A 13,438-nucleotide genomic window follows, 5' to 3' on the forward strand; every position below is an offset into this window, starting at 1 on the left:
ATTAAGTAAAAAGCAAGCTGATTATGCAAAGCAATAAAGTTATTCAAGATAAAACATGTTGCAAAGTCGAAAAAAGCAATACGGATTATTTTGCTAAAAAAGATAATGCTGTTTCTTTGCAAAAAGTTCGCTTTAGCTACGATGGCGGAAAAACTTGGATTCTAGACGGAATAGATCTTGAAATTGCATATGGTCAAAGAATCGCAATCATTGGCAAAAATGGTAGTGGAAAGTCCACGCTAGCTAAAATTATTGCAGGACTTTCTTCCCCAGATTCTGGAATTGTTACGCTATGCGGAATAAAAGTTTTTGAAGCAAACAATGTTGATTCAAAAGCTTACCAAAAAGCACGAGAATCTATTGGAGCATTGTTTCAAAGCCCAGAAGACCAAATCGTTACAACAGTTGTAGAAGACGATGTTGCTTTTGGGCTTGAAAACTTGTGCGCTTCTAAAGAATTTATGAAGCAAAATATAAGCAATGCTTTACGCGCTGTAAACATGGAAAATCACCGTTTTAGCGACCCGAGCAATATGAGTGGAGGTCAGCATCAGCGCGTTGCTATTGCATCGTCGATTGCTACAAAATCAAAACTTATTGTATTAGATGAGCCTACAAGCATGCTTGATTCTTGCGCAAAAGAAGATGTAAATAAGCTTTTTAACAAATTGCAAACGAGCGGCACAACAATCGTACAAGTTACGCATAAGATTAGCGAATGCAAAAATGCGGATCGAATATTGATGCTAGAAAATGGAAAATTGCGTGATGTAAGTTTATTGGAATTAGATGAATTTTTCACGGAAAAATCGCCAGCTGTTATTGAATCAAAAAGCATGACGGAAAATGCAAAAAAATCAAATACAGCAATTGAAATATCGAATTTAAATGTGAGCTATACAAATAGTCAAACTCCAATAATAAGAGACTATTCTCTAAGCGTAAAATCAGGCGAAATCGTTGCAATAATGGGAAAAAACGGGTGCGGAAAATCAACGCTCGCAAAAACAATATGCGCACTTATTAAATACGATTCTGGCTCCATTTGCGTAAACGGAATAAAAATTAGCGAAAAAACAAGCAAATCGCAAATGCGAGAAATTCGCAAAAACATTGGTTACGTTATGCAATTGCCAGAACAGCAACTTTTTGCACAAACTGTTTTTGAAGACGTAGCATACGGGCCAAAAAACTTTGGATTAGAAGGACGTGAATTACATTCCAGAGTATTGAACGCACTAAAATCATTGCATATTGAACACTTAGCACAAAAATCCCCATTCGAACTTTCTGGCGGACAGCAACGACTAGCAGCAATCGCAGGTGTTTTAGCTTGCAATCCAAAAATTTTGGTTTTAGACGAGCCTACAGCAGGATTAGATTTTGAGTATGCAAAAATCGTACTAAAAATTTTAAGCGATTTACACAATAAAGGCATAACAATTATTGTTATTACTCACGATCTAAACGAAGCAAAATCGCTTGGAGCGCGCATAGTTACGTTAGAATCGCGCAAAAAGAAGGAGATTCAAGAACACGCGCAAGACGAAAAGCTTGAAAATGCTAGCGAGAATGTTAACGAAAAGAAAAACGAAATCAAAAACAAGTCATTGCTAAGCTTATTCAATACGCGAATCATACTAATATCATGCTTAATTCTTATGTTTAGCGCGTTTAGTATTACAAACTTCTATCAACTAGGAATTCTTGCACTATCAACGCTTGCTCTAATATTTCTCGCTAGAATATCACCTATAAAATTATTGTTGTCATTGCATATGTTTATTGCAATATTCGTATTTTCTGGAATGTTTAATCTTCTAGTTGTGCATTCTGGAAGAGAAATTTTTAAAATTGGACCGCTATTAATAACAGATGATGGAATAAAGTTTGCAATACTTTTCGCTTCAAGATTTTCGCTTGTTATACTAATCGGATCAATAATTGTACTAACAATAAGCCAAACGCAGTTGACTGAAGCGTGCGCGTCTATTATTTCGCCTCTTAGAATCATAGGATTGCCAAGTCAAGAAATTGCTCTTATTATGAGCCTCGCTTTGCGATTTTTGCCGACTCTTGCAAAAGAAGCAGAATCTGTAGCTTTAGCTCAAATTGCAAGAGGCGGAAACATAAAAGACGGGTCTATAAAAAAGCGATTGCAAGCAATAACATCTCTTATAGTTCCAGGATTTGCAAGCGTGATTCGGCACGCAAACACACTGGGACTTGCGCTAGATTCTAGATGCTACGTTCCTGGAGCTAAGCGCACGCACTTACATACGGAGAAAATGCGCTTAAAAGACTTTGCACTTTTAATAATTACATTAGCTATTGTGTGCGGAATAATTTTTGCTGGAATATTTGTATAACTGATAACTGTAATATTTGCATATTGAGCGTATTAATCGTATTGAACGTATTGAACGCGGATTCTTAAGGTTAATGTATAATCCGATAAGCATTGAAAATTTAAGCGTTACAAGTAGATGATCAATAGTCGATAGTTGGTTGTCGATAATTGCGTTTGACAATATAGCGTTTTGACGTTTTAATGTTTTGAAAATTGACGTTTTAGCGTTTTACGCATGTTAAACGCGATTTGGAAGGAAAATAATGGCATTAACTAAAAAGCAGATTAAGCAATTGCGCGCGCTCGCTAACACTTTAAGCCCATTGCTTTACGTTGGAAAAAACGATATTAGCGATGCTGCTGTTAAGCAAGCGGATGAGACAATGCAATCTCATGAGCTTATGAAGTGCGCTGTACAAGATGGCTCTGGATTAAGCGCTAAAGAAGCTGCGCAGGAACTCGCAGAACATCTTGGTGCAGAAGTCGTGCAAGTAATTGGCAACCGTTTTGTGTTATTCCGCGTTTCAAATCGCGAAGATATTGACCACATTATGCTTGTTCATGAATAAAACTCTCTTAAAAAAAATAGTAATACTGTATTAAAAGGCTTCTTAGAATTGTAAGAAGCCTTTTAATTATTGACTTTAGTTATTGTCAGCAGATTTGTGGAGAATATTGCGGATTTGAGATAAACGTTGCGAAATCTCGTGCTCGTAGCCGCGATTATTTGGGTGATAATATTCGCGACCAACTAGCTCATCTGGCATATATTGTTGCGATGCCACAGCACCCGGATAATCGTGAGCATACTTGTACCCATCATGATTGCCCCAACTTTTCATCAAAGCAGTTGGCGCGTTACGCAAATGAAGAGGCACTTGACCGATATTTCCAGTATCAACGTCTTGCAAAGCCTTATTAATAGCGTTGTAGCTTGCGTTTGATTTTGGAGCAGTTGCTACAGCAATCACAGCTTCCGAAAGAATAATGCGCGCTTCTGGCATTCCGATTAAAGCAACTGCTTGAGCTGCAGCAACAGTTACTTGTAAAATTTGCGGCGCTGCCATACCAACTTCTTCGGCAGCAGCAATCATAATTCGCCTTGCAATAAAACGCGGGTCTTCACCAGCTCTAAGCATTCGCGCTAAATAATGCAAAGAAGCGTCAACATCACTTCCGCGCATTGATTTAATAAAAGCAGAAATAACATCGTAATGGTCATCGCCATCTTTGTCATAGCGAACTGTAGTAGTATCCATTACGTTAGAAACTACATCAGCAGTAATTACAGGCTTATTTTTACCATGCTGCAACGCAACATCTCCTGTTACAGCTCCTGCTGCCGCTTCTAGAATAGTAAGAGTTTTGCGAGCATCTCCCCCACTTAAACGAATAATTGAATCTATTGCGTCTTCGTCGATTTTAAGCTGATTATTAAGACCATTTTCGCTAGAAATTGCACGTTCTATCAGAGTGTGCAAATCTTCAACACTAAGAGACTCAAGTTTAACAACTACTGATCTGCTAAGTAGTGGCTTAATGATTGAAAAACTTGGATTTTCGGTAGTAGCTCCAATAAAAGTTACATCGCGATTTTCTACGCTTGGAAGCAAAGCATCTTGCTGTGATTTAGAAAAACGATGAACTTCGTCAATAAACAGAACTGTTTCTTGACCTTTACTAACTAAACGCTCATGCGCTCGATCTAACACAGCTCGAACATCTTTAACTCCAGAAGTTACAGCAGAAAGCTCTTCGAACACGCGACCAGACTGTCTAGCCACAATATAAGCAAGCGTAGTTTTACCAACTCCTGGAGGTCCAAACAACACAACAGAACTTGGAGATGTAAGAGAACCTTTAGATTGTGGATTTGCAAGCCTGCGCAAAGGCGAACCTTCTTTTAGCGCATGCGACTGCCCCAACACATCTTCAATACTGCTTGGGCGCATACGCACTGCCAACGGACGCGTAACATCGCTAGGTGCACTACTTGCGGAAAATAAATCTTTCTCCATGAATACCAGCTTACACTACATATAGAACAAACGTTCGATTGCATTCTGCATTCTGTGTTTTGCATTCTGTGCTCTGTTAGCACATTTTTAAGAATCACACGTGCGACACGCTGTAGTCAAAGAACACAACTTCGCCTGTATCTTGTGTGGAATCCAAATCAACAATTCCAGTAATAGCCCAATTATAGTCTCCGTCCGAATCGTCAATAATTTGCCGAACTTTCCACGAATGTTCACTCTTCTCAAGAGAATCATCCAAAATAAACAAGTCGCCACTTCTAGCCTTGGCATCGATACCAACATACTCGTGCTCATCGTAATAGTCGTCAAGCACATCATTCCACTCGTGAACACCGTAACCCCAAGCTTTGTCAAGCTCTCCTAAAGTATCCGCATCTTCCAAATCCATAAGCTGCACGCGACGGAACATTGCGTTTCTAATCAACACAATAAGTCCACGACGATCCTCAACTACAGACTCAGAAGTTCCAGGCGCAGCCATAGTTACAGCGCTAGCTTCAGCGTCCGACCCTCCAGCACTTTCCCACTCGTCAACAAGACTTGAATCAATAGATCGCACAACAAGACGAAGCCACGAAATAATATCACACAATTCTTCGTTCAGCATGTCTTCTGGCACAGTGCGAGCAAGCGAACGATAAGCGTCCGAAAGGTAACGAAGAAGCGTTCCTTCACTTCTAGCAATGCCATAGCGCGAAATATAGCCAGTAAAATCGGACGCTGTTTCAACCATGTCTCGAAGCACAGATTTAGGCTTAATCCAGTAGTCGTTTGCCCACGGAACATCTTTGCGATATTGCGCAAAAGCAGGCTCAAGCAAATCTTCAAGAGGCTTAGGGTAGCTAACTTCCACTAAGCGTTCCATGCGCTCCTCGTAATCAATGCCATCATCCTTCATGCCAGCCATTGCAGCATCGCGAGCCTTACGCTCTTGTGCGCGAAGCACAGGCTTAGGGTCATCTAAAGTTGCTTCAACCATAGAAATTACGTCAAGCGCATAGCTTGGAGATTCTGGGTCTAGAAGTTCCAAAGCTGCGAGTAAGAATGGAGAAAGCGGCTGATCTAGCGCAAAACCCTCTGGCATAGCAACATCAAGATCATAATCACAAGAACCATCCGAAAGCTCTCTGCATTCAATCACTTGAGTATCGAGCAAAGTTTGGAAAATATCGTTGCAACGCTCGAGTAATTTCTCTTTATCTTGCGGCTTTTGCGCACTATCTTCAATAAGTTTTTCAACGCGTGCTCTAGCATCCCCACCTTGTGTAACTTCGTTCAAAATCATTGAGTGCGTTACAACCATGTGAGGATTCAAAGTTTCTGGAGCGCTTTCAATAAGCTTAGTAAACGTTGGCTCGCCCCAAACTACAAAGCCTTCTGGAGCTTTCTTACGCTTAACTTTTTTAAGCTTCTTAGGATCATTTCCAGCTTTTGCAACAGCGCGCGCATTCTCAATCTCGAACTCTGGAGCTTCTGCAACTACTAAGCCCTCAGTATCGAATCCCATTCTGCCTGCACGTCCTGCAATTTGATGAAACTCGCGAGCACGAAGCTTTCTACTACGATTCCCATCAAATTTTGTAAGAGCTGTAAGAACAACCGAGTGAATTGGCACGTTAATACCAACTCCGAGAGTGTCTGTGCCACAAATAACGGGCAGCAATCCTTGCTGAGCTAACTGTTCGACAAGCCTACGGTAGCGCGGAAGCATACCAGCATGGTGTACGCCTACACCCGTGCGCAGTAGCCTTTGCAAAATTTTGCCGAAACCTGTAGTAAATTTAGTGCCTTTAATCGCTTGAGCAATTTTGTCTCGCTGATCTTTGCTAGAAACCCCCGTGCTTGCAAGCGCTTGAGCTGTTTCTAGAGCTGCATCTTGCGAAAAATGAACTACATAGATTGGCGTTAAACCCTTGTTAAATAAGAGTTCTACAGTTGTTGCAAGCGGCTTATCTGTGTACTCGTATTCGAGTGGGATTGGTCTTGGCGCATTAGCAATAATATCAACACTACGTTTTGTTGATTTTTCTAAACGTTCCGCAATATCCGTTACGTCTCCAAGAGTTGCGCTCATAAGTAAGAATTGCGTATTTGGAAGTGTAAGTAACGGAACTTGCCAAGCCCATCCGCGCTCTGGATCACCATAGTAGTGGAATTCGTCCATTGCAACGCAATCGACTTCAGCGTTTGCGCCTTCGCGTAAGGCTTGATTTGCTAAGATTTCTGCAGTGCAGCAGATTATTGGAGCGTCCGCGTTAATATGCGAATCTCCTGTAATCATGCCAACGTTGTCGCGCCCAAAAATCGCAACTAAATCGAAGAATTTTTCGGAAACAAGAGCTTTAATTGGCGCAGTATAGTAGGAGCGTCTGCCGGTAGCGAGCGCTGCAAAATGCATGCCGAGCGCTACTAGAGATTTTCCAGAACCGGTTGGAGTATTTAAGATAACATGGTCTCCTGCAAGCAAATCCATAACAGATTCTTCTTGATGCGGCCACAAATCTACATGCTTGTTATCTTTAACCCAATCAACAAATGCTTGAAAAATCTCGTCTTCGCTAGCATGATGCAAATCAAAAGCTAACTCGCCCAGACCAGCCATATTCCGCTCCTACTTTACTTAAGCTTTACTCGTGACTTTAATCGCACATTTATTTACTTGCGATTTTACTTGCGCTTCTTCTTATCTCGTACTTTTACAGAGATTTGAATAGGAGTTCCCTCAAATCCAAACTCTTCTCGAAGAGAACGCTCAATAAAGCGACGGTAACCGTGCTCTAAGAAGCCTGTTGCGAATATCACGAAACGCGGTGGGCGCGTAGAAGCCTGAGTAGCAAACAAGATTCTCGCTTGCTTTCCGCCTCGCAAAGGATGCGGATGAGCAGACTGAATACGACCTAAGAAAGCGTTGAGCTTGCCTGTAGGAATGCGCTTATCCCAGCTGTCTAAAGCTGTTCGCATAGCGCGCGCAAGACGATTCGTATGCCATCCTGTTTTTGCGGAGAGATTAACGCGCTCAGCCCAAGTTACGCGCTCAAACTCAGTTTTCCACAAGCGTTCCATGCGCTGTCTGGAAAATTCGTCCATCAAGTCCCACTTGTTAAACACAAGTACGATTGCTCGACCCGCGTCTACAGCCTGGCTCATAACTTTCAAATCCTGCTCTGCAATCGGCTGGGAAGAATCGAAAAGAATCAAAGCAAGTTCAGAACGCTCAATCGCAGCTTGCGTACGAAGTGAAGAATAGTATTCAGCACCAGTAAGCTTATGCTGCCTGCGCTTAATACCAGCAGTGTCAATAAACAGCCAGTCTTCTCCATCAACTCGCACAACCTCATCAACAGGGTCGCGAGTAGTTCCAGCCAAATCGTTTACAACAGAACGTTCTTCATGAGCTAAATGGTTCAAAAGCGAAGACTTACCAACGTTTGGACGCCCAACTAAAGCAACTCTGCGAAGTCCTTCTGGAGTCAAGAATCCTGAAGTTTTATTCGCTTTCTTCAAAGAGTTAAGAGCCGCGTCAAGCAAATCTCCAACGCCTCTGCCATGCATTGCAGAAATTCCGTAAGGCTCACCCATTCCGAGCTTCCAAAACTCTGCAGTTAAATACTCGCTTCTAGCGTCGTCAACCTTGTTAACTGCCAAAGTAATAGGCTTACCTGCAGCGCGAAGCATTGAAACAATACGCTCGTCTGTAGCAGTTAAACCAACTTGACCATCTACTAGGAAAATCACAGCATCGCTTAAACGCACTGCCACTTGCGCCTGTTGAGCAATAGAAGAATCAATGCCTTCAACATCTGCTTCCCAGCCGCCAGTGTCAACCAGCTTGAAGTTGGTTCCAGCCCACTCAGCGTCGTAACTTACGCGATCTCTAGTAACACCTGGAGTATCTTCTACAACAGCGACACGATGGCCCAAAATACGATTTACAAGCGTTGATTTTCCAACGTTTGGTCGACCTATAACGGCGATTACTCCAACAGCTTTTGTATCTTTCGATTCATCATCGCTTGCAAAATCACCACTAAGAAGCGCACGATCTTCATCATCAAGATCGTAGCCTTCAAGATTTGCAGCATAACGGTCGTACTCATCTTGCTCAATTGCATCGTCAACAATCTCTACAAGCGCGTCAAGAGTCTGCTCAAAAGTTAAATCAGAATTATCTAGAGTTGTAACACCGTCTGCAGCTTTAAGAAAATTCGTAACTTTAGCATCTTTAGCATCACGAGCGCGAATATCGTCTTCTTCAGATTCATTATTCTTAGATTCATTATTTTGCAAATTTTCTTGCGCAATATCCTGCTTATTTCTGCGAGCTTGACGCACTTCCTCACGAGCAGTAAGAAGCACTCGAACTTGAGCATTTGGAGCCACAACAGTAGTAATATCGCGGCCTTCTGCAACTATTCCCTCTCCGCCTGAGAAAGAATCTTCACTAGACTCTGAAGCAATATACGCGCGCTGAGCAGCAATAAGCATGCGTCGAACTGCAGGAATCGAAGAAACCGTAGACACGTGCGAAGAAACTTCGCTGGAACGCAATTCTTCGCTAATATCTTCACTATCAATTACGACTACAGGATTTTTTGGATCAACACTAAATTCAGCATGATCTTCCGTAAACAATGCTCCAACAGCTTCAACAATTTGATTCAAGCGTTTTGCATCTGCAGAATTCGTTGAATTTCCTTCTTCATCCAACTCAAGCTGCTTGCTTAAATCAATACCTTGCTTCAAGCACCACCAAGCAGCAGCTCGATACATTGCCCCCGTATCTAAATACGCAAAACCATAGTATTGCGCTAAAGCACGAGAAGTAGAAGATTTACCTACTCCTGCTGGTCCATCAATTGCTACGCAAATCACAGGCCAACCTCCTTAGAAAGCGAGCGCACTTCTGTTTGAGAAAGCACTCGATACGATCCAGCTTTTAAGTCCCCTAACTTAATAGGCCCAATTTGAGTACGCACAAGACGCTTTACAGGATATCCTACGGCTCCAAAAATCCTGCGCACAATGCGATTTTTGCCAGAGTGTAAAACAACTTTTACGATTGTTGCATCGTGATTTTGGTCGATTATTGCACAGCGATCGAGCTTAATCCAGCCGTCTTCCAGATTTACGCCTTGCGAAACTAGCCTGCGGCAAACCATTCCGTTGATCTTGCCTTCAACAGTTGCAATATACGTTTTCTCAACTTCATACTTTGGATGCATAACATGCTGGCTTAACTCACCATCGTTGGTCATTAAAATAAGACCTTCAGAATCGTAGTCCAAGCGTCCCATGTGGAAAATTCGCTCGTACTTATCTCCAACAATGTCTCTTAAAGTGAAGCGACCTTTTGGATCATCCATTGCGCTCAAAACTCTTTTAGGCTTATTAAGCGCGAGCGTTACAAGCTTGTGATTAAATTTCACTCTCGATCCGTCTACGCGTATTTTTTGTTTACTTGGATCTACTCGAGTTCCGAGTGTTGTTACAAGCTCATCATCTACTTCAACACGCCCATCTAAGATTATTTCTTCACACTTTCGGCGTGAACCAAATCCCGCTTCAGCAAGTAGCTTTTGCAGTCGAACAGCGTTTTTGGATTCTTGTTGCGCCTGATTGGCGCGGGAATATGCGTTTGGCATCGTTCTCCCAACGTGACCTTATTCGTATTCTTTTAATAAATTAGTAGCAAATTTTCATATTCTGCAATAAATACAGGAAATTACCACGTTTTTCTATGTTAGCGTATGGCATAGCCGTGATACTATAGCAAACGTTTGGTTGTGCTGTAAATAATAAAAACCAGCATAGCGGTGTACACAATTAACGTAAGGAATTGTTATGAACTACACTTCAAATGCAGATTGCTCTGTTTCTAAACAATCTTCTGCACTTAGAACTCCGCTCATTTTTAGAGTAGGAGCAGAATTCATTGCAAGCGCTTTTGCAATGTTCACTATCTACATGTTCTCATCTATTGTTACTGCAATGTATGGCGTAAATGTTCTTATGATTGCAGTAGGAACTGGCATTGCTTATGCTGCTGCTATTGGTATTGCATCTAAGTTTTCTGGCGGACATGTAAATCCTGCTATAACTATCGCATCTATGCTTACTGGCAGAACTCCTTATATTTCTGGAATTTTATACATTATTGCTCAGGTTCTTGGAGCTATCGCTGCAGCTGGAGTAACTGTTTTTGTTCTGCCACAAACAAAGATGGTTCCAGCTCACACTTGGTTTGCTCCTGTTGTTAATGGTTTTGAAAATGCTTCCATTTCTGCAAACCAACTTAAGAGTGTTAATGCATCTTTTGGCGTTATTACTGCTCTTCTTGTTGAAATTATTGCAGTTCTTGTTATTGTTGCAACAGCCATGACGTACATGAATGACAACGGCAGCACAAAATGCGGATACTCTACTCACATGGGCATTGCTTATGCCGCTGGAGCTTTCATTACTTATCAAATTACTGGAGCTGGTTTAAACCCTGCCCGTTCTACTGGCATTGCTATTCTTGCTCAATCGCAAAAGTTATCTGTCTCACCATTGAGTCAACTTTGGGTATTTTGGATTGCACCTGTTTTTGCCGCTGCGCTCGTAGGATTTGTCATGCTTATTTGCAAGCTTGCAACTTCTTCTTCAAATAATCAGAATCCTGTTGCTGCTGATTGCTCAAATCAAACTTCTCCTGTTCTACAGAATACTGTTCCTGTAGTTCCAGAACCTCCTGTTAACACAGAGTCTTCAGTAACCCCTTCTACGACTTTGGATTCTACTGGAAACGATAATGTTCCATTTAATCCTTTTAACAGAGATGATAAATAGAATTTCGTGAATTAAATCTATCGGATTCTACATTAAGAAAAAAATTGAAAAATACGTTATCAATAGTCCAATTCCTAGCGAAATGCTTATGAAAGAATCGAAGGCTACAGATCTAACCTTCCATGGACTTTTTTGAGTAAATATTAAGCGTATGATTCCAAGAACAATGGCTGTTGCGGCAATTATTACCGTGGCAGCCATTGTTTTACCCATAAACGCCAACACTGCGCTTACGCATACTATTGCTGCCACAATCCATTGCGCATACGGTTTTCCTTCTTTGACTTCCGAAACGTATATATGGTTTGATTTTTTTGCTAATTCAGATTCATTTACATTTAAAATGTTCTTTTGAATTTTTGATACATCGTCTTGTTTTTCATACCGATCATTAATTGTCATACTTGTATAATACATAAAAGACCTTAGAAAGTATACGAAAATACAATCCAAGGTCCTTTTTATAGAATACTTGTATTAATTAAAAAATTAATAAATATTTTATTATTCAGTTAAATACTATTTAGTGGAAGAAGTGCCTTGTACCAGTAGTGTACATTGTTACTCCAGCCGCACGCGCAGCTTCAAACACTTCCACATCTCTAATTGACCCTCCTGGCTGCACAATTGCTCGCACACCTGCGTCAATAAGGATTTGCGGACCATCAGCAAATGGGAAGAATGCATCCGAAGCCGCAACAGCTCCACGAGCACGCTCAACACCATCAGCAAGAGTATTAGCACGCTCAACAGCCAAGTGGCAAGAATCCACGCGATTAACCTGCCCCATGCCAATGCCAACAGTAGCATTATCGTGCGCAAGTAGAATTGCGTTAGACTTTACGCAACGAAGCGAGCGCCATGCAAACTCTAAGTCTCTCAAAGTATCAGTATCTGCAGCTTCTCCAGATACAAGAGTCCAATTTTGAGGATTATCGCCAAAATCATCAATCTTATCTGCGCTTTGTACCAATGCGCCACCATCAATAGGATGCACCTGCAAGCCCAAAACTGGAGGATTTGCAACCTTTAAGATTCGCAAATTCTTCTTCTTAGTGCGCAATAACTCCAAAGCCTCAGGCTCATAATCTGGAGCAATAATTACCTCTGTGAAAATTGGTCGAACACTTTCAGCCATTTCTAGTGTGACAGTTGAATTGCAAGCAATCACACCGCCGTAAGCACTTACAGGATCGCAAGCGTGAGCTTTCTTATGAGCAATAGCTGCAGTTGCACCTATTGCTAAGCCGCAAGGATTATTATGCTTGCATACTGCAACAGCGATTTGTGGGGCAAAATCCCATACTGCACGCCAAGCCGCATCCGCATCAACATAATTGTTGTAGCTCATCGGCTTTCCACCAAGAAGTTCAGCTTGAGCTAAACCTCCCTTATGCAATGGGTCAAGATAAAGCCCCGCCTGCTGATGTGGATTTTCACCATATCTAAGCTTGCGATTTAACTTCCACGTACGCGTATAATCAGTTGGAAGAATCAAATCCTCACTTGTTTTATCAACTGAATTTGCGTCTTCCTCAGACTTGGTCTTCATACTTTCTGTAATTGACCAAACTTCACTTGTCCACTGGCATATTGCAGCATCGTAAGAAGCCGTATGTTCAAATGCTTTATGCGCCAAGTATTCACGTTCTTCTAGGCTAAAACCTTCTCCAGATAACACTCTTTGGGCAAGAATATTATAATCTGCAGGGTCTGTAATAACAGCCACAGATTTATGATTTTTCGCGGCAGCGCGAACCATAGATGGTCCACCAATATCGATTTTCTCAATAATCTGAGCTTCGCTTCCACCGCTCATAACAGTGTTTACAAACGGATACAAATTCACTACAACAGCATCAAATGGCTCAATATTTAACTCTTTAAGCTGCTTTACATGATCAGGATTGCTCATATCTGCTAAAATCCCAGCGTGAATATGTGGATCGAGCGTCTTAACCCTACCATCTAAGCTTTCTGGGAAACCTGTTATATCAGATACTTCCGTAACCTTTACACCTAATTCTTGGAGTTTTGCAGCTGTTGAACCTGTTGAAACAACCTGAGTTCCGCACTTTTTAAAAGCGTCTGCCAGAGTTTCTAGCCCTTCTTTGCAAAATACTGATACAAGTACTCGCTTGATTGACCTTTTACCTGTGGTTATCAGCACATCTGCACTTGATTCTTGCGCGTGTATCTGTTGCACGGTGGTCTTCCTCCT

At 41.6% G+C, this 13,438-nt stretch carries 9 protein-coding genes; 3 read left to right on the forward strand and 6 right to left on the reverse strand.

The window, feature by feature from the left end; all coding sequences use genetic code 11:
• The first annotated feature begins 23 nt into the window (after positions 1-23).
• Positions 24-2,369, forward strand: a complete 2,346-nt coding sequence (locus HXT46_RS03510; RefSeq protein ID WP_421785635.1) for an energy-coupling factor transporter ATPase — start codon at positions 24-26, stop codon at positions 2,367-2,369.
• A gap of 244 nt (positions 2,370-2,613) precedes the next feature.
• Positions 2,614-2,919 carry a YhbY family RNA-binding protein gene (locus HXT46_RS03515; protein WP_103013215.1) on the forward strand — a complete coding sequence of 102 codons (306 nt, stop codon included), beginning with the start codon at positions 2,614-2,616 and terminating at the stop codon, positions 2,917-2,919.
• A gap of 75 nt (positions 2,920-2,994) precedes the next feature.
• Here HXT46_RS03515 and HXT46_RS03520 read toward each other — a convergent pair whose 3' ends face one another.
• The 4 genes from HXT46_RS03520 to HXT46_RS03535 form a co-directional block, all read right to left on the reverse strand.
• Entirely contained in the window at positions 2,995-4,368 is a 1,374-nt protein-coding gene (locus HXT46_RS03520; RefSeq protein ID WP_004138252.1) for a replication-associated recombination protein A, read from the reverse strand.
• 94 nt (positions 4,369-4,462) lie between these two features.
• Positions 4,463-6,991: a DEAD/DEAH box helicase gene (locus HXT46_RS03525; protein WP_285064359.1), complete on the reverse strand. Its 2,529-nt coding sequence runs from the start codon at positions 6,989-6,991 to the stop codon at positions 4,463-4,465.
• A gap of 65 nt (positions 6,992-7,056) precedes the next feature.
• Complete coding sequence (der, locus tag HXT46_RS03530) at positions 7,057-9,261, reverse strand: bifunctional cytidylate kinase/GTPase Der (RefSeq protein WP_004115051.1); 2,205 nt, start codon at positions 9,259-9,261, stop codon at positions 7,057-7,059.
• Entirely contained in the window at positions 9,258-10,031 is a 774-nt protein-coding gene (locus HXT46_RS03535; protein WP_004113665.1) for a pseudouridine synthase, read from the reverse strand. The genes der and HXT46_RS03535 overlap by 4 nt, the downstream gene beginning before the upstream one ends.
• 199 nt (positions 10,032-10,230) lie before the next feature.
• Here HXT46_RS03535 and HXT46_RS03540 point away from each other — a divergent pair, with 199 nt between their 5' ends.
• Complete coding sequence (locus HXT46_RS03540) at positions 10,231-11,217, forward strand: MIP/aquaporin family protein (RefSeq protein WP_004113663.1); 987 nt, start codon at positions 10,231-10,233, stop codon at positions 11,215-11,217.
• A gap of 27 nt (positions 11,218-11,244) precedes the next feature.
• Here HXT46_RS03540 and HXT46_RS03545 read toward each other — a convergent pair whose 3' ends face one another.
• Positions 11,245-11,634 (reverse strand): DUF3017 domain-containing protein, encoded by a 390-nt coding sequence (locus HXT46_RS03545; protein ID WP_004113661.1) that lies wholly within the window; start codon positions 11,632-11,634, stop codon positions 11,245-11,247.
• Positions 11,635-11,740: 106 nt separating this feature from the next.
• Entirely contained in the window at positions 11,741-13,381 is a 1,641-nt protein-coding gene (gene purH / locus HXT46_RS03550; protein WP_421786330.1) for a bifunctional phosphoribosylaminoimidazolecarboxamide formyltransferase/IMP cyclohydrolase, read from the reverse strand.
• Positions 13,382-13,438: the final 57 nt, after the last annotated feature.

Origin of the sequence: Gardnerella sp. DNF01204, from assembly GCF_049244145.1 — a bacterium.
Taxonomy (GTDB): Bacteria; Actinomycetota; Actinomycetes; order Actinomycetales; family Bifidobacteriaceae; genus Bifidobacterium; species Bifidobacterium vaginale.

What these genes read in the sequence shown, in the direction of transcription:
- HXT46_RS03510 (WP_421785635.1), top strand. Translation starts at nt 24, where the DNA reads ATGCAAAGCAATAAAGTTATTCAAGATAAAACATGTTGCAAAGTCGAA.
- HXT46_RS03515 (WP_103013215.1), top strand. Translation starts at nt 2,614, where the DNA reads ATGGCATTAACTAAAAAGCAGATTAAGCAATTGCGCGCGCTCGCTAAC.
- HXT46_RS03520 (WP_004138252.1), bottom strand. Translation starts at nt 4,368, where the DNA reads ATGGAGAAAGATTTATTTTCCGCAAGTAGTGCACCTAGCGATGTTACG.
- HXT46_RS03525 (WP_285064359.1), bottom strand. Translation starts at nt 6,991, where the DNA reads ATGGCTGGTCTGGGCGAGTTAGCTTTTGATTTGCATCATGCTAGCGAA.
- HXT46_RS03535 (WP_004113665.1), bottom strand. Translation starts at nt 10,031, where the DNA reads ATGCCAAACGCATATTCCCGCGCCAATCAGGCGCAACAAGAATCCAAA.
- HXT46_RS03540 (WP_004113663.1), top strand. Translation starts at nt 10,231, where the DNA reads ATGAACTACACTTCAAATGCAGATTGCTCTGTTTCTAAACAATCTTCT.
- HXT46_RS03545 (WP_004113661.1), bottom strand. Translation starts at nt 11,634, where the DNA reads ATGTATTATACAAGTATGACAATTAATGATCGGTATGAAAAACAAGAC.